General features: G+C 70.1%; 13 protein-coding genes. 7 read left to right on the top strand and 6 right to left on the bottom strand.

The annotated features are described in order from the left end of the window. Together GWK61_RS25275 and GWK61_RS25270 are read left to right on the top strand one after the other, a co-directional pair. On the top strand, nt 1-1,331 hold a 1,331-nt coding region (locus tag GWK61_RS25275), incomplete at its 5' end, for a L,D-transpeptidase (protein ID WP_194911917.1). Nucleotides 1,332-1,396: 65 nt separating this feature from the next. Then, a complete protein-coding gene (locus GWK61_RS25270; RefSeq protein ID WP_194911916.1) occupies nt 1,397-2,116 on the top strand; it encodes a Uma2 family endonuclease in 720 nt (239 codons plus the stop codon). Nucleotides 2,117-2,168: 52 nt separating this feature from the next. Here GWK61_RS25270 and trpD read toward each other — a convergent pair whose 3' ends face one another. Both trpD and GWK61_RS25260 read right to left on the bottom strand, forming a co-directional pair. After that, nucleotides 2,169-3,218, bottom strand: a complete 1,050-nt coding sequence (gene trpD, locus GWK61_RS25265; protein ID WP_194911914.1) for an anthranilate phosphoribosyltransferase — start codon at nt 3,216-3,218, stop codon at nt 2,169-2,171. Nucleotides 3,219-3,298: 80 nt separating this feature from the next. Continuing rightward, on the bottom strand, nt 3,299-3,760 hold the full coding sequence (locus tag GWK61_RS25260; RefSeq protein ID WP_228562915.1) for a DNA-binding transcriptional response regulator: 462 nt from the start codon (nt 3,758-3,760) through the stop codon (nt 3,299-3,301). Between the two features lie 266 nt (nt 3,761-4,026). Here GWK61_RS25260 and ctaE point away from each other — a divergent pair, with 266 nt between their 5' ends. The 4 genes from ctaE to qcrB are packed head-to-tail and all read left to right on the top strand — an operon-like array spanning nt 4,027 to nt 8,261. Next, nucleotides 4,027-4,647, top strand: a complete 621-nt coding sequence (ctaE, locus tag GWK61_RS25255; protein WP_194911913.1) for an aa3-type cytochrome oxidase subunit III — start codon at nt 4,027-4,029, stop codon at nt 4,645-4,647. A 35-nt stretch (nt 4,648-4,682) separates the two neighbouring features. Then, nucleotides 4,683-5,552, top strand: a complete 870-nt coding sequence (gene qcrC, locus GWK61_RS25250; protein WP_194911912.1) for a cytochrome bc1 complex diheme cytochrome c subunit — start codon at nt 4,683-4,685, stop codon at nt 5,550-5,552. After that, nucleotides 5,545-6,627 (top strand): cytochrome bc1 complex Rieske iron-sulfur subunit, encoded by a 1,083-nt coding sequence (gene qcrA / locus GWK61_RS25245; protein WP_194911911.1) that lies wholly within the window; start codon nt 5,545-5,547, stop codon nt 6,625-6,627. Before qcrC ends, qcrA begins: the two co-directional genes overlap by 8 nt. Next, on the top strand, nt 6,624-8,261 hold the full coding sequence (qcrB, locus tag GWK61_RS25240; protein WP_228562914.1) for a cytochrome bc1 complex cytochrome b subunit: 1,638 nt from the start codon (nt 6,624-6,626) through the stop codon (nt 8,259-8,261). Before qcrA ends, qcrB begins: the two co-directional genes overlap by 4 nt. Before the next feature lie 296 nt (nt 8,262-8,557). Here the strand turns inward: qcrB and GWK61_RS25235 are convergent, their stop codons facing one another. The 4 genes from GWK61_RS25235 to GWK61_RS25220 all read right to left on the bottom strand — a co-directional run bounded on the left by GWK61_RS25235 (nt 8,558) and on the right by GWK61_RS25220 (nt 15,033). Beyond that, nucleotides 8,558-11,224 carry a DEAD/DEAH box helicase gene (locus tag GWK61_RS25235; protein WP_323747746.1) on the bottom strand — a complete coding sequence of 889 codons (2,667 nt, stop codon included), beginning with the start codon at nt 11,222-11,224 and terminating at the stop codon, nt 8,558-8,560. Between the two features lie 351 nt (nt 11,225-11,575). Further along, nucleotides 11,576-12,508 (bottom strand): class E sortase, encoded by a 933-nt coding sequence (locus GWK61_RS25230; RefSeq protein ID WP_194911909.1) that lies wholly within the window; start codon nt 12,506-12,508, stop codon nt 11,576-11,578. An 81-nt stretch (nt 12,509-12,589) separates the two neighbouring features. Beyond that, nucleotides 12,590-13,732, bottom strand: coding sequence for a hypothetical protein (locus GWK61_RS25225; RefSeq protein WP_194911908.1), 1,143 nt, complete (start codon nt 13,730-13,732; stop codon nt 12,590-12,592). A 113-nt stretch (nt 13,733-13,845) separates the two neighbouring features. After that, nucleotides 13,846-15,033: a homogentisate 1,2-dioxygenase gene (locus tag GWK61_RS25220; RefSeq protein WP_194911907.1), complete on the bottom strand. Its 1,188-nt coding sequence runs from the start codon at nt 15,031-15,033 to the stop codon at nt 13,846-13,848. Nucleotides 15,034-15,152: 119 nt separating this feature from the next. On the opposite strand from GWK61_RS25220, the gene GWK61_RS25215 reads away from it, so the two are divergent. Further along, nucleotides 15,153-15,992: a hypothetical protein gene (locus GWK61_RS25215; RefSeq protein WP_194911906.1), complete on the top strand. Its 840-nt coding sequence runs from the start codon at nt 15,153-15,155 to the stop codon at nt 15,990-15,992. Nucleotides 15,993-16,010 lie beyond the last annotated feature (18 nt).

Raw genomic sequence — 16,010 nt, 5'->3', positions numbered from 1 at the left:
GGCAGGGTGTTACGGCAGGCGGGCGCCAGTGGCGGCGGGCTGCGCAGTGGACGGCGGGGGCGGCGGCGGTGGCGCTGCTGACGGCGGCGTGCGGCGGCTCGTCGGGCGGCAAGAGCACGGGCGCGCCGGTCGGGAACGCGCAGACCGCCTCGTCCGGGGCGTCGGGCGGCGCGAGCGGGGCGAGCGGCGGCGCCAACGGGGGCGCGAACGCCGGGACCCCCTCGTCCTCCGCGCAGCAGCCGCTGGCACTCTCGGCCAATCCCGCGGACGGCGCGGCCGGCGTTGACCCGGCCAAGGGCATCCAGATCAACGCCGTCAACGGCAAGCTGGAGAGCGTCACGGCCACCGACGCCTCGGGCAAGACCGTGTCCGGCGCTCTGGCCGCCGACGGGTCCTCCTGGGCCTCCAGCGGCCCGCTGGCGATCTCCAGCACCTACACGGTGGTGGCGAAGGCGCAGGACGGCTCGGGGGCCGAGAAGACGACCACGTCGAAGTTCACGACCCTGACCCCCGGCAAGCGCCTCGGGCTGGACCACTACGTCCCGGACAACGGCACCACGGTCGGCGTCGGCCAGCCGGTGGCCGTCTTCTTCACCAACGCGCCGAACGAGAAGGACCGCGCGGCCGTGGAGAAGGCGATGACCGTCACCACCACGCCGCACGTCGACGGGGCCTGGAACTGGCGCGGCGACACCGAGGCGGACTGGCGCCCGCAGGGCTACTGGCAGCCGGGCACCAAGGTGCAGGTGCACCTGGGCCTGAACGGCGTGAAGGCGGGCCAGACCACCTACGGCTCCTTCACCAAGGACTTCTCCTTCACCGTCGGCGACTCGGTGATCAGCACCGTGGACCTGGTGAAGGACAAGATGACCGTCACCAAGAACGGCCAGGTCGTGCGCACCATCCCGGTCAGCGCCGGCGAGGTCCCCAAGCACCCGACCTGGAGCGGCAAGATGGTGGTCCTGGACAAGTTCTCCAAGCTCCAGATGACCTCCGCCTCAGTGAACTTCACCGACGCCGCGGACTTCTACAACCTCCCGGTCCAGTACGCGGTGAAGATCACCGACTCCGGCACCTTCCTACACGCCGCACCCTGGAACGACGACAAGTTCGGCCGCGTCAACGGCAGCCACGGCTGCATCGGCATGAGCCTGGACGACGCCGCCTGGTTCTTCAACACGGTGAAGATCGGCGACGTGGTGGACGTGCAGAAGTCGGCGAACACCAAGCCGAACGTCACGACGAACTCGATGCCCGGCTTCGACGACTGGAACCTGAGCTGGAGCGACTGGCTGAAGGGGTCTGCGGCGGGGGTGCAGGCGGCTCAGTAGCCTGCTGTCGCAGGTGGTAATCGGTTGGCCACGTCCTGTCAGAGGGCGTGGCTAGCCTTTGGGGTATGACAGTAGCCATGAACTACGAACCGCCGATCGAGCCCGCCGAGCTGGATGCGTCGTCCGAGCTCTGGGCCGCCTACGAGCTGGTGGAAAAGGCCGGTCTGCTCGACGGCGTCACTCTGGAGATGTGGACACACATCCCCGAGGACTTCTGCCGGGATCACGAGCTGGATCGGGGGCGGTTGATCCGGCGCCAGTCGGGATCGCCGGGGCACCAGGGCGCATCACTGTCGCTCGCGATTCTTCTGAAGAACGCAGCTCGCAGCGCAGTCGAGGCGGAGTTGTTCCCCTGCCTCCGTGCATCACAGGACCTGGACACCCGGCTGTGGGATGTCCCGGGCGCCACCGTGCGCAAGCCCGACGTCCTCGTCTACCGCTGCCTTGAGGAGGGGCGGCGTACCGTCTGGGGCTACGACCTGCTGCTCGCGGTCGAGATCGTCTCGCCGTCCAGCCGCGCCACGGACACCGGCAAGGACAACCAGCGGACCGGCTTCGAGTCGAAGATGACCCAGTACGCGCTGGCCGGGATCGAGCACTACTGGATCGTCCGGCTGAAACCGGATGACTCGGCGATCGCCAGTATCGAGCAGTGGTGGCTCGGCCCGGGCTACCGCGGTGCCTACACCAAGGTCGCAACCTGGACCAACGGCCAGACCGCCGAGGCGATCAGCACCAAACTGCCGTTCCCGATCGAGGCGACCTGGGCCGACCTCGAGTTCTGACAGCCCGAGCGCCCGCCCCGGCGACCGGCGGGCGCCTGCGTCCGGCAAAGCCCTACCGCTCCTGAACCAACCGCTCCGAGACCTCGACCCACGTCGCCAGCACCCGCTCCGCGGCCCCCGAATCGATCGCCTCCGCAGCCTTCGCCAGTCCCGCGCCGAGTCGTGCCGTCACCGGCTCGCGGGAGGGCTCCAGTGCCGCCAGGGCCGCGGCGGAGGACAGCAGGACCGCGTCGCGGACCGCGCCCTGTTCGCCGGCCAGGAGGCGGCGGGCCACGGCGGCGTTGAACTCCGGGTCGGCGCCGCGGAGGGCGCTGATGGGGGAGTAGGCGATGCCGAGGTCGCGGGGGTCGAAGACCTCGCGGGTCACCTCGCCTTCGGCGGTTGTCCAGATCGTCGTGGTGGTGGCCACCGTGATCTCGTCCAGGCCGTCGTCGCCGCGGAAGACCAGGGCCTCGACGCCGCGGCGGGCGAAGACGCCGGCCACGATCGGGGCCATGCGCTCGTCGAAGACGCCGACCGCCGAGGCGCGGGGGCGGGACGGGTTCGTCAGGGGTCCGAGGAAGTTGAAGAAGGTCGGGATCGCCAGTTCCTTGCGGGGGACGCCCGCGTGGCGCAGGGAGGCGTGGAAGACCGGGGCGAAGCAGAAGGTGATGCCCGCCTCCTTCGCGACCTGGGCGACGGCCTCGGGCGCGAGGTCCAGGCGGACGCCGAGGCGCTCCAGGACGTCCGCGGCGCCGGAGGAGGACGAGGCCGCGCGGTTGCCGTGCTTCACCACCGTCGCGCCCGCGCCGGCCGCGACGATGGCCGACATCGTCGAGATGTTCACCGTGTGCGCGCGGTCGCCGCCGGTGCCGACGATGTCCACGGTGGCTCCGGGCACGTCGATGAGCAGCGCGTGCGTGTACATCGAGCGGACGAAGCCCTCGATCTCGTCGACCGTCTCGCCCTTGGCGCGCAGCGCCACCGCCAGGCCCGCGACCTGGCTCGGGGTGGCCTCGCCGGTCATGATGCGGTCCATGGCCCAGGCGGCGTCGTCGACCGACAGGTCGTCGCGGCGCAGAGCCGCCGACAGGAGCTCGGGCCAGGTGCGCTGCTCGGTCATCGGCGGGTCGCCTCCGTCTCTACGGAACGCTCTATTGGGTGAATCTATAGAGAAGCCCAGGGCCTCTCTATAGGGGAACCCTACGCGGAGACGCGCTTGGCGAGCCGGGCCCGGACCAACTCCGCGACCGAGTCTGCCAGGGCGACCGGGTCGATCGGGTGCGGCGTCCACGCCTCGGCCCGGGACCAGGTGGCCAGCCAGCCGTCCTGCGGGCGCCCGGTGAGCACCAGGATCGGGGGGCACTCGTAGATCTCGTCCTTGAGCTGCCGGCACACGCCCATGCCGCCGGCCGGGGTGGCCTCGCCGTCCAGGATCAGCAGGTCGAAGCCGCCCTGGTCGACGGCGTTGACCACGGCGAGCGGGGTCGCGAACTCGTGGGTCTTGATCGGCGGCAGGTCGGCCGCCACCCGGCGCCCGAGCGCCAGCACGACCTTCTCCCGGGTGGTGGAGTCGTCGCTGTAGATGAGGACTTTGATGGCGGTCTCGCTGGCACTACCAGCGTTGCCGTGCACCCCTTGTTGTCCATTGTCACGAGCGTTCATGGGACGGAGCTTACTCGGCGTGGTCGCCCGGCTTCCAGACGGTCGGGGTCTCGATCTTGCCCATGATCGCCGACCATCGGAAGCGACTCCGGAAGCGACTCCGAGAGCGACCCCGCGCCCCCGCTGGGCGCGACGGCGACTGCCGTTCCGACCTTCCGGGAACTGCTTGATCCGGACCTTCGTTAACTCGTTCGGCCCCATACACACAGGACACTGGTTCCTTAACACCCACCCCCGGCGCGGAGCCGCCATGGGGTGAGGACATAATGGCGGCCGTGGCGACAGCAACTGCAACTACTCAAGCGGGGCAGGCACACCGCCTGCCCAACCGGCCGAACCTGGTCAGCGTCGGAACGATCGTCTGGCTGAGCTCGGAACTGATGTTCTTCGCGGCGCTGTTCGCGATGTACTTCACGATCCGCTCAGTGCACGGGTCGCAGTACTTCGTGGAGCAGGCCAAGCACCTGAACATGTCCCTGGCCGTGCCGAACACCACGATCCTGGTGCTGTCCTCGGTGACCTGCCAGATGGGCGTGTTCGCGGCCGAGCGTGGGGACGTGCGGAAGCTGCGGAGCTGGTTCATCCTCACGTTCATCATGGGCGCGGTCTTCGTCTCCGGGCAGATCTGGGAGTACTCGGCCCTGGTGAAGGAGAACTACACGATCGGCCACAACGCGTGGACGTCGGTGTTCTACCTCACCACCGGGTTCCACGGCATGCACGTCACCGGCGGTCTGTTCGCGTTCCTGCTGGTGCTGGGCCGGACTTATCTCGCCAAGCGCTTCACCCATGACCAGGCCACCTCCGCGATCGTCGTGTCCTACTACTGGCACTTCGTCGACGTGGTGTGGATCGGCCTGTTCTTCGTCATCTACATCATGAAGTAGTCCGGACCAGTGGAATCGGTAAGGAATCCTCTGTCGTGAACACGCTTTCGGCACGACGGCGCCATCCGCTGGCCGCGTTCGTCGTCCTCTTCCTCGCGCTGGGTGTCATCGGCGCGACCTACGCCACCCTGGGCTCCGCCAAGGCGAAGGCGTCGGCTTCGGCCGCCGTCACGCCCGAGCAGCTCACGGAGGGTCAGAAGCTCTTCCAGTCGACCTGTTCCTCGTGCCACGGCCTGCAGGGCCAGGGCGTGCAGGGCTCGGGCCCGTCGCTGATCGGAGTCGGTCCCGCCGCAGTCGACTTCCAGGTCGGCACCGGCCGCATGCCGGCGATGCAGATCGGCCCGCAGGTCACCAGCAAGCCTCCGGTCTTCACGCAGGACCAGATCGACGCGATGGCCGCCTACATCGGCGCGCTCGGTGCCGGCCCGGCCGTCCCGGACGCCTCGCTGTACGCCGCCGACCCGACCAACGCCGCCAGTGTGTCCAACGGCGGTGTGCTGTACCGCACGAACTGCGCGTCGTGCCACAACATCGCCGGCGCCGGGGGCGCGCTGACCGACGGCAAGTTCGCGCCGTCGCTGCGCGAGACCTCGCCGAAGCACATCTACGAGGCCATGCTCACCGGCCCGCAGAACATGCCGGTCTTCAACAACGACGTGATGTCCCCGCAGGACAAGAAGGACATCATCGCCTACCTGCTCCAGACCCGTTCCGGCAGCAACCCCGGCGGCCTGGACCTGGGCTCGATCGGCCCGGTCTCCGAGGGCCTGTTCGTCTGGACGATCGTGCTCGGCCTGCTGATCGTGTTCGCCTGCTGGATCGGCGCGCACACCACCAAGGCGTCCCGCGCCCGCGTCGCCCACTTCGAGGCGACCACCGGGAAGGACGCCACCGACAATGACTGATCGGGACATGGAAACGGACCACCTGCCAGAGAACACCGGTGGGGCGGGCCACGGCACCCTGACCAAGGACGCCGCGGCGGAGAACCCCTTCCAGGATCCGGGTCTGCCGGCCTACCGGCCCCGGGTCACCGACCTCGACCCCAGGGCCGCCAAGCGCGCCGAGCGCCAGGTCGCGGGCCTGTTCCTGATCGCGATCGCGGGCATCATCGGGTCGATGGCGTGCTACACCTTCATCCCGAACACCAGGATGACCAGCCACATCACCGGCCTGGGCGCGGTCAACGCCAACAACCTGGCGCTGGGCCTGTGCCTGGGTGTGGCGTTCCTGGCCCTGGGCGGCGGCGCCATCCACTGGGCCCGGACCCTGATGACCGACGTGGACCTGGTCCAGGAGCGGCACCCGATGAAGTCGGACCCCGAGTCCCGCGCCTTCGCGGTCTCGGAGTTCAAGCAGGGCGTCGCGGACTCCGGCTTCACCAAGTACCCGCTGATCCGGCGCTCCCTGCTGACCGCGATGCTGGTGCTGCCGCTGCCGGCGGTGTGGCTGCTGCGCGACCTGGGCCCGATGCCGAAGGACAGGCTGCGGCACACGCTGTGGGCGCCGGGCCAGAAGCTGGTCAACCCGAACACCGGGCAGCCGCTGAAGGCCGCCGACATCTCGGTCGGCACCCTGGCCCTGGCCAACCCGGCCGCGCTGGCCGACGACCCGGAGAACCGGATCGACAACCTGGCCAAGGCTGCGGTGCTGGTCGTCCGGCTGCCGCAGGAGGCCCTGAAGGGCTCCGAGGCACAGAAGAAGCGGCAGTGGGACTGGTCGGTGGACGGCATCATGGCGTTCTCCAAGATCTGCACCCACGTCGGCTGCCCGGTGGCGCTGTACGAGCAGCAGACGCACCACATGCTGTGCCCGTGCCACCAGTCGACCTTCGACCTGTCCGACGACGGGAAGGTCATCTTCGGCCCGGCCGCGCGCTCGCTGCCGCAGCTGCACATCACGGCTGACGCCGACGGCAACCTGGTCGCCGTGAGCGACTTCGCCGCGCCGGTCGGCCCGAGCTTCTGGGAGCGCGGATGAGCGCCACGACCGCCCCGGCGCACGGGGCCGCAGGCGATAACGAGGAAGTGCGGACCGACCCGGTCTCCAACTGGGCGGACGAGCGGCTCGGGATCTACAAGGGCTCGAAGAACCTGATCCGGAAGGTCTTCCCGGACCACTGGAGCTTCCTGCTCGGCGAGATCGCGCTGTTCTCGTTCATCCTGATCCTGCTGTCGGGCGTGTTCCTGACGCTGTGGTTCAACCCGAGCATGAGCGAGGTCGAATACCACGGCTCGTACTTCCCGCTCGACGGCGTGTCGATGTCGGACGCGTACGCCTCGACGCTGAGGATCAGCTTCGACGTGCGCGCCGGCCTGCTGATGCGCCAGGTGCACCACTGGGCCGCCCTGATCTTCATCATGGCGATCATGGTGCACATGCTGCGCATCTTCTTCACCGGTGCGTTCCGCAAGCCGCGGGAGATCAACTGGCTCATCGGCTTCACGCTGATGGTGCTGGGCCTGCTGGAAGGGTTCGCGGGCTACTCGCTGCCGGACGACCTGCTGTCCGGTACCGGTCTGCGCATCGCCTCGGGCGTCATCCTGTCGATCCCGATCGTCGGCACGTACGTGTCGTACTTCCTGTTCGGCGGCGACTTCCCCGGGCACGACTTCATCCCGCGGCTGTTCACCATCCACGTGCTCCTGATCCCGGCCCTGATCGTCGGCCTGGTGACGGCGCACCTGATCCTGGTGTTCGTGCAGAAGCACACGCAGTGGGCCGGCCCCGGCAAGACCAACGACAACGTCGTCGGCCTGCCGCTGCTGCCGGTGTACACCGCCAAGGCCGGCGGGTTCATGTTCGTGATCTTCGGCGTGGTCTTCCTGCTGGCGGGCCTGGTGCAGATCAACCCGATCTGGGCCTACGGGCCGTACACACCGGACCAGATCAGCGCGGGTTCCCAACCAGACTGGTACATCGGCTTCCTCGAAGGCTCCCTTCGCATGATGCCGAACTGGGAGTGGAACATCTGGGGCCACACGCTGTCCTTCAACGTGCTGATCCCGTCGCTGATCGTCCCGGGCGTCCTGTTCACGGCCCTGGCCGTGTGGCCGTTCCTGGAGCAGTGGATCACCGGCGACAAGCGCGAGCACCACATCCTGGACCGCCCGCGCAACCGCCCGACCCGCACCGCCCTGGGCGTCGGCGGCATCACGTTCTACGGCGTCCTGTGGCTCGGCGGCGGCAACGACCTGATCGCGACCCACTTCCACCTCTCGGTGGAAGCGCTGACCTGGACGTTCCGCGTCCTGGTGTTCCTCGGCCCGGTGATCGCCTTCTGGTGCACCAAGCGCATCGCCCTGGGCCTGCAGCGCCGCGACAAGGACAAGGTCCTCCACGGCCGCGAGACCGGCATCATCAAGGTCTCGCTGGAAGGGGAGTTCACCGAGGTCCACGAGCCGCTCTCGGCCGGCGAGCGCTACCGCCTGACCGCGCACGAGGTGCAGAAGCCGCTGGAACTCGGCCCCGCCACGGACGAGAACGGCGTCGAGCGCCCGGGCAACCGCGCGCTGAAGCTGCGGGCCAAGGCCTCGAAGGCGATGTTCTCCGACAACGTCGAGACGACGGTCGAGGAGTACAAGGAGATCGAGGCCGGGCACGGGCATCACTGAGTAAAGTAGTTCGGTTCGCTGTCACACAGCGCAGGGGCTTCGCCTTCGGGCGGGGCCCCTGCGGCTTGTGCGCCCAGAGCCTGACGAACCGCCGGATGCGTGGCCCGCATGTCCGGTGGTGTGGGAGGCGGGTCGGGCGACCGACCCGCCTACCCGATTAGTGGGGGCTTTGGGGCTTTGGTGGGCCGAACAGCTGGGGCAGGCAGGGCGGAAGAGTTTCCGGAAAGCCGAAAGGGACCGCGCATGGTGCGCGGTCCCTTGTCAGTACTCAGTCAGCCGTCAAACGTGCCCAGCGACTACCAGCGACGGTCACGCGGCGGGCGGTTGTCCCGCTGCTCGTTGCTGTAGCCGCCGCGCGGGCGGCCGAACGCGGTGCGCTCGCCGAAGGTGCGACGCTCGTCGTCGCGGCTCGGGCGACGGTCGCCGGCGGCGTCGGCGGCGCCACGGTTCTGGGCGGCGTCGCGGTCGCCGAAGGAGCGACGCTCGCCGGTGCCGCCACGGTTGTCACGGTTGTCGCGGTCGAAGCTGCGGCCCTGCGAGCCGTTGCGGTCGAAGGTGCGACGCTCGCCACTGAAGCCGCCGGTGCGGCCCTCAGAACCACGGTTGTCCCGGTTGTAGCCACCGGTGCGGCCCTGGGCGCCGTCGCGGTCGCCGAACGAGCGACGCTCGCCGGTGTACCCGCCGGTGCGGCCCTCGGACCCGCGGTTGTAGCCGCCGGTGCGACCCTCAGAGCTACGGTTGTCCCGGTTGAACCCGCCGGTGCGGTTCTCGGAACCGCCGCGGTTGTCGCGGTCGAAGCTGCGGCCCTGCGAACCGTTGCGGTCGCCGAAGGAGCGACGCTCGCCGCTGAATCCGCCGGTGCGGCCCTCGGAGCTGCGGTTGTCGCGGTTGAACCCGCCGGTGCGGCCCTGGGCGCCGTCGCGGTCGCCGAACGAGCGACGCTCGCCGGTGTACCCGCCGGTGCCGGAGCCGCGGTTGTCGCGGTTGTAGCCGCCGGTGCGGCCCTGGGCGCCGTCGCGGTCGCCGAAGGAGCGACGCTCGCCGGTGTACCCGCCGGTGCGGCCTTCGGAGCTGCGGTTGTCGCGGTTGAACCCGCCGGTGCGGCCCTGGGCCCCATCGCGGTCGCCGAACGAGCGACGCTCACCGCTGAACCCGCCGCTGCGGTTCTCGGAACCACCGCGGTTGTCGCGGTCGAAGCTGCGGCCCTGCGCACCATCCCGGTCACCGAACGAGCGACGCTCGCCGCTGAACCCGCCGGTGCGACCCTCAGAGCCACGGCTGTCCCGGTTGAACCCGCCGGTGCGGCCCTGCGCACCGTCCCGGTCGCCGAACGACCGCCGCTCGCCGCCGCCGAACCCGCCCCGACCCTCGGAGCCGCGCCTGTCGCCGCCTCCGAAGCCCGAACGCTCGCCGCCGCCGAACCCGCGGCCGTCGCGCTCCTGGAAGCGGCCGCCGCTGTGCCCGCGGTCGAAGCGGTCCCGGTCCTGCCGGAACTCGCTGCGTCCGGGGCGGAAGCCCTCGCGTCCGCCACGGAAACCGTCGCGGCTGTCGCGTCCTTCGCGGCGGTCGTCGCCGCCCAGGCGGGCCTCGCGCGCCGCGCGGCGGGTCGCGTGGTAGGCGTCGGCCTCGGCGACGTACTCCGCCACCGGGCGGCCGCCGGTCAGTTCGCGCAGCGCCTCGGAGCTCGGGGTCACCTTCGTCAGCTCGGCGTCGATGCCGGCCGACTCCAGCAGGCGCACCGTGCTCTTGCGCTGCTTGGGCAGGACCAGCGTCACGACCGTGCCGCTCTCGCCGGCGCGGGCCGTGCGGCCGGCGCGGTGCAGGTAGTCCTTGGGGTCGCCGGCCGGGTCGACGTGCAGGACCAGGTCGATGCCGTCGACGTGGATGCCGCGGGCGGCGACGTCGGTGGCGACCAGGACCGGGACCCGGCCGTCCTTGAAGTCCGCCAGGGTCTTGGTGCGGGCGCGCTGGGTCATGCCGCCGTGCAGGGCCAGGGCGGAGACGCCGGCCTCGCGGATCTTCTCGGCGATGCGGTCCGCGCCGAGCTTGGTGCGGGCGAACAGGATGGTGCGCCGGCCGTCGTCGTCGCCCGGCGTGTGCCGGGCCGCGATCTCGGCGACGACCAGGGCCTTGTCCGCCGGCTCGACGATCAGCAGGTGGTGGTCCATCTGTGCCGAGTCGTCGCTGTCCGGGGTGACCGAGTGCAGGACCGGGTCGGTCATGTACTGGCGGACCAGCTCGTCCACGGCGCCGTCCAGCGTCGCGCTGAACAGCAGGCGCTGGCCGGTCGGGTCGGTCTGCGACAGCAGCTCCGAGACGATCGGCATGAAGCCCATGTCGGCCATCTGGTCGGCCTCGTCCAGGATGGCGATCTCGACCTCGGACAGGTCGCACTCGCCCTGCTCGATCAGGTCGGTGAGCCGGCCCGGGGTGGCCACCAGCACCTCGACGCCGCGGCGCAGCGCGAAGACCTGCTTGTACATCGGCGCGCCGCCGTAGACCGAGGCGATGTCCGCGCCCACGGCGAAGCCGTACGGCTGCAGCGCGTCGCTGACCTGCATCGCCAGCTCGCGGGTCGGCACCAGGACCAGGGCCAGCGGCTTGCCCTTGCGGGCCCGCTTGCCCTTCAGGTTCGCCAGCGCCGCCAGGCCGAAGGCCAGGGTCTTGCCGGAGCCGGTGCGGGCCTTGCCCAGCACGTGCCGGCCGGCCAGGGCGTCCGGGATGGTCGCGGCCTGGATCGGGAAGGTGGTCTGCACGCCGTTCTCGGCGAGCTTCTTCACCAGTTCCTCGGGCAGGCCCAGTTCGGTGAACGCGACCGGCTCGGAGCCGGTGGTCTCGGTTTCGGTGTCGGCGATCTCAACATCGTCGTCGTCGAGAGCCTCGACAACCTCGACCTCGCCGCTCTCCAGATCCTCTTCGATCTCCAGAGCAAAAGTCTCTTCGACGTCAGCGCTTTCGCGCACGACATCATTCTCAGGGGTGATTGCAGACATGGCTGATGAAGCCCTTCTGAAAACGGACACGTTCTCAGGGGCGTGCGAGCGCATGGATTGCGCCGCAGCGGTACTACAGAACGGTCACTAAGGCGGCCTGGTCCCAGTTTTGGATGACCAGGTAGGCGATAGCCGCGCCTGAAGTGGCTGACCGGGAAACGTCCCCCGGGCCACTGCGTTCTGCGTCACATGACGGAAGCCGGTTTCCGACCGGCTTCGAGGTGACCTGTCCCGCGCAGCGTTCGCTTGGATTTCGATCCATGGTAGCGGGCAGGGTCGCGATTCCAAGAATCGCGCAGGTCAACTGTGTCAAGAGCGTGCTCAGGCGTGCCGGTTGGCGTCCTTCAGCTCGGCCGGCGGGGGCCCGTTCAGCGGGTCCACCCGCACCAGGTGGCCCCACCAGATGAGCCGGTACGTCGAGGCCCACTCCGGCGTGCACGTCGTCAGCGTGATGTACCGGCCGGGCTCGGTGAACGGCCCGCCCTTGGGGATCGGCGCGATCGTCCCGACGTTGGTCGGGTCGGTCTGCGGCAGCTCCTTGTCGAGCGCGTAGACGAACCAGCCGTGCGTGGTCTCCACCACGACGTGGTCGCCGGTTCGCAGCTGGTTGATGTACCGGAACGGCTCGCCGTACGTCCGCCGGTGCGCCGCCACCGCGAAGTTCCCGGTCGGGTCCCACGGCATCGCGGTGGCCGGCGTCGTGTAGTGCCCGACGGCGCCCTTGTCGAGCACCTTGTCCTTGTCCACGCCCTGCATCACCGGGATGTCGTCCTTCCCGATGGCCGGGATGGTCATCAGCGCGAAGCCCTCGCTCGGCGCGAACGCCGACTTCGGCGTCCCGCCGGGCGCGGCCGGCGCCAGCTGCTGCTGGATCTGGTTGGCCTCGGCGTTGGCGGCCTTGTGCGCCTCCACGTTCGTCCACCACAGCGTGTAGACGACGTACAGCGCCATCACCGCGCCGAGCGTGATGAGCACTTCGCCGATGCTGGACAGCAGCACCAGCTTCCGCTGCGCCTGCCGCGCGACCCGCGCCGAGCCGCGCGCCGAGCCGCGCGCCGACCGGGCACCGGGTTCGGGCGCTGATTCAGGCACTGATTCGGGCTGCGACGCCGGGTACCCGTTCCCGACGGGGAACTCGGACGGAGGCGGCGGCGTGAGGACGATCTTCGGGATGTACTCGGTCTGCGCCTCCGCGGGGGAGGGGGCGTCCGTGATCCGCGGGATGTACTCCGTCGGCGCCTCGTCGCCATTCATGCCGGACACGTTAGGGGAGAAACCTCTGGGTTCCTGGCGGCCCCGGTGGTTTTGCGGCATGGGCCACAACTTAGCGGACGATCATTCTTCCGGTGGGCTGTATCCCGAATGCCGGGGACCACTGGGAGCCTCCCACTCCGCCTCGGGTTTTCCGGCCGCGGCCTTGGGCTGACGCCGCCTCTGCCACAGCACGTACCCGCCACCAGCGAGGATCACGACGAACCCGATCAACAGGATCGGACTGAAGCCCCCGCCCCCGCCGCCGCTGCCCGCCGCCGCATGTGACCCGTTCGAGGGACCCGTGGGAAAGACCGGCTTGGTCGGCCAGATGTTGGCGGTGTCGGTGGTGCCCGGCGCAGAGGTCTGCGGTGTCTGCGTGGCCGAAGAAGATCCGGTGGCAGCCGTTGAGGAAGTCGACGACGGAGCGCCGGAAGCCCCTGAGGCCGCGCTCGTCGGCGCCGACCGCGTGCTCGGCGCGGCACCGGTCCGCGGCGGCTGGTTGACCGGGAACGACGCGTCGAACCCTGGCAGAGACTCGGGATCGATCGGCGGGTTCGTGCTCACTGCCTGCACCGGTTGGATGACCCCGTACCCCAGCCGGTCGTCGTGCCTGGCCCCGGACGCCCCGTAGATCGATCCCGCCATCTGTGCCACGACCTGGCGCGCCGGCCAGTCACCGTGGTCGGCGCGCAGGATCGCGGCCAGTGCCGCGACGTAACCCGCGGCGGTCGAGGTGTCGTTGCCGAACGCCGCCAACGTCATCTGCGGGCCCCAGGCGGACGAGGGCTGCGCGGTTTTGGTCACCTGCGCGGAGGCCACATTCACGACGCCCTGCGGACGCTGGGTCATCGGGCCCCCGGTGTCACCGGCCGCCGCGATCAAAAGCGCCTGGCCGCCGATCGAAGCGGGATCGACCGACGTGTCCGCGACGACCACTATCGCCCCGCTCGCCGACCCGGACGCCACCGTCGCGTCCGGTGCCAGGCCACTGATCGCGCACGCCACCTCGGCGACGCGGTCCGGGGCGCCGACCACGCCGATGGCGACGCCGCCTCCCTTGGTGCCTGCGGCATCCCACAGGCGCGAGGCCTGGAGGTCGAATCCGGGATCAGGGCACGAAGCCGCGGACGCGTGGACGGCGGCGCGGGCCGCCGCGGGCACACCGGCGGCGAGACCGGCGAGCAGCGCCGCGCACCCGAGGGCGGCCAGAGTCCTTCTCAGCACATGGTGACGCTACCCGAACCCGGGCCGCCCCAACGGTCTGCCGGGCCGTCCCTTCGCCGGCTGTCAGCGGTTCCGGTGGTCAGGACGGCTTCGGGGCGTCAGGCCTCGCGCTCTCAAGCCCCGCTGTGCCGCCCCGACCACGTCCACGCGTACCCAGGGTCCTCAGAGGCCACGCCGCCCTCGCCGATCTCCAGCGGCCGGAAGGTGTCCACCATGACCGCGAGTTCGTCGAAGAACTCCGCGCCGATCGAGCGCTCGGCTGCGCCCGGCTGAGGGCCGTGCGTCAGGCCCGAGGGGTGCAGGGAGATGGAGCCCTGCCCGATCCCGGATCCGCGCCGGGCCTCGTAGTTGCCGCCGGTGTAGAACAGGACCTCGTCGGAGTCGACGTTGTGGTGGTTGTAGGGCACCGGGATCGACAGCGGGTTGTAGTCCACCTTGCGCGGGACGAACGAGCAGATCACGAAGTTCGGGCCCTCGAAGGTCTGGTGTACCGGCGGCGGCTGGTGGACGCGGCCGGTGATGGGCTCGAAGTCGGCGATGTTGAAGGCGTACGGGTACAGGCAGCCGTCCCAGCCGACCACGTCGAACGGGTGGTGCGCGTACGTCAGCTTGGTCCCGCCGGCGCGGTGCCGGACCAGCACCTCCACGTCCGCCCCCTCGGCCAGCAGCGGCTCGCTCGGCCCGCGCAGGTCCCGCTCGCAGTACGGCGAGGACTCCAGGAACTGGCCCTTGGCCGACAGGTAGCGCTTCGGCGGGCCGATGTGCCCGGTCGCCTCGATCACGAACAGTCGCAGCGGTTCCCCGGAGCCCGCGGCGGGGACCCAGCGGTGGATCGTGGACGTCGGCAAGACCACGTAGTCGCCCTGTCCGACCGCCAGCGCGCCGAACGACGTCTCCACGACTCCGGACCCGGACTCCACGTACACGCACTCGTCGCCGATGGCGTTCCGGTACAGGGGAGACGCCTCGGTGGCCGCGACGTACGACAGCCGCACGTCCCCGTTGCCCAGCAACAAGTGCCGGCCGGTGACAGCGTCCAGCCCCGCGCCATCGAGCTTGTGCGTCAAGAAGTGCCGCGGCTTCAGCGGCCGGTTCGCGACCGCCCCGGAGATCGGCCCCGGCGGCTCCCACTCCGCGGAGTCCACGATCGCCGTGGGCAGCCCGACGTGGTAGAGCAGCGCGGATTCGGAGGAGAAGCCCTCGACGCCCATCAGCTCCTCGGAGTACAGCGCGCCGTCCGGGCGGCGGAACTGGGTGTGGCGCTTGTGCGGGATCTCGCCCACGGCGCGGTAGTAGGGCATCGCCGCCGTCCCCTTCACTGTCTCAGCCGCTCCGGGCTGGATTGTGTTCGATGCTTAAATGTGTTCGATAATCGGACGTGACTGTCCGCTCTCTTCGACCATGGGCTACCGTGGCGGTCATGTCAACCGCCGACCCCGGCGCCCTCGGCGTCCTGTTCGCAGAGCTGATCGACGACGCGGCGCTCTTCCCGCCCGGCGACGCCCCGATGCCCGAGGCGGTGCCCGCGCACCTGGCCCACGACGCGGGCGTCCACAGCGGCATGCTCGGCCGCTTCCTGTGCCCGGTCTCCCAGCTCGCCGACCTGAAACCGCTGCTGGACGAGGACGCGGGCCTGCGTCTGGGCCTGATCGCCGACACCGGCGTGGACGGTCTGCTGGCCGCCTTCGCAGAGCTCGAAGACGACGACCGGCTGATCCTGGAGACCGCGGAGATCCGCCATCCGGGCGAGCGCCTGGAGGAGCTGGAGCGGCGGCTGCCCTACGGCGTCGAGGCCTACGTCGAGATCGCGCCCGCCGACATGCGCTCCCTGCTCCCCACGCTGACCGGCCGCGAGCTGCTGCACGCCAAGCTGCGCACCGGCGGGCTGACCGCCGAGGCGTTCCCGACCCCGCTGGCCGTCGCCGAGTTCCTGGTCGGCTGCGCGGATCTGGAGGTCGGGCTGAAGTGCACGGCCGGGCTGCACAACGCGGTCCGGCACACCGACGCCGGGACCGGGTTCACCCACCACGGTTTCGTGAACGTCCTGCTGGCCGCCGAGCGCGCGAGCGACGGCGCGGAGATCGAGGACGTGGCGGCGGTCCTGGCCGGCACGGACGGCGCCGACCTGGCGGAACGTGTCAAAGCTCTGACGGTCGAGGACACGGCCCGGACCCGGGATCTGTTCCACGGCTTCGGCTCCTGTAGTTTCCAGGAGCCGATCGATGACTTGTCAAAGCTCGGCCTGCTGCCCACCGAGTAGAAGGACTGCAAGGACGGT

The organism is Catenulispora rubra (genome assembly GCF_015356825.1).
GTDB classification, from domain to species: Bacteria; Actinomycetota; Actinomycetes; order Streptomycetales; family Catenulisporaceae; genus Catenulispora; species Catenulispora rubra.
Note: the sequence above shows the minus strand (reverse complement) of the source record. Positions and strands in the feature narration are given on the sequence as shown.

What these genes read in the sequence shown, in the direction of transcription:
- GWK61_RS25270 (WP_194911916.1), top strand. Translation starts at nt 1,397, where the DNA reads ATGACAGTAGCCATGAACTACGAACCGCCGATCGAGCCCGCCGAGCTG.
- trpD (WP_194911914.1), bottom strand. Translation starts at nt 3,218, where the DNA reads ATGACCGAGCAGCGCACCTGGCCCGAGCTCCTGTCGGCGGCTCTGCGC.
- GWK61_RS25260 (WP_228562915.1), bottom strand. Translation starts at nt 3,760, where the DNA reads ATGAACGCTCGTGACAATGGACAACAAGGGGTGCACGGCAACGCTGGT.
- ctaE (WP_194911913.1), top strand. Translation starts at nt 4,027, where the DNA reads ATGGCGGCCGTGGCGACAGCAACTGCAACTACTCAAGCGGGGCAGGCA.
- qcrA (WP_194911911.1), top strand. Translation starts at nt 5,545, where the DNA reads ATGACTGATCGGGACATGGAAACGGACCACCTGCCAGAGAACACCGGT.
- qcrB (WP_228562914.1), top strand. Translation starts at nt 6,624, where the DNA reads ATGAGCGCCACGACCGCCCCGGCGCACGGGGCCGCAGGCGATAACGAG.
- GWK61_RS25230 (WP_194911909.1), bottom strand. Translation starts at nt 12,508, where the DNA reads ATGAATGGCGACGAGGCGCCGACGGAGTACATCCCGCGGATCACGGAC.
- GWK61_RS25220 (WP_194911907.1), bottom strand. Translation starts at nt 15,033, where the DNA reads ATGCCCTACTACCGCGCCGTGGGCGAGATCCCGCACAAGCGCCACACC.
- GWK61_RS25215 (WP_194911906.1), top strand. Translation starts at nt 15,153, where the DNA reads ATGTCAACCGCCGACCCCGGCGCCCTCGGCGTCCTGTTCGCAGAGCTG.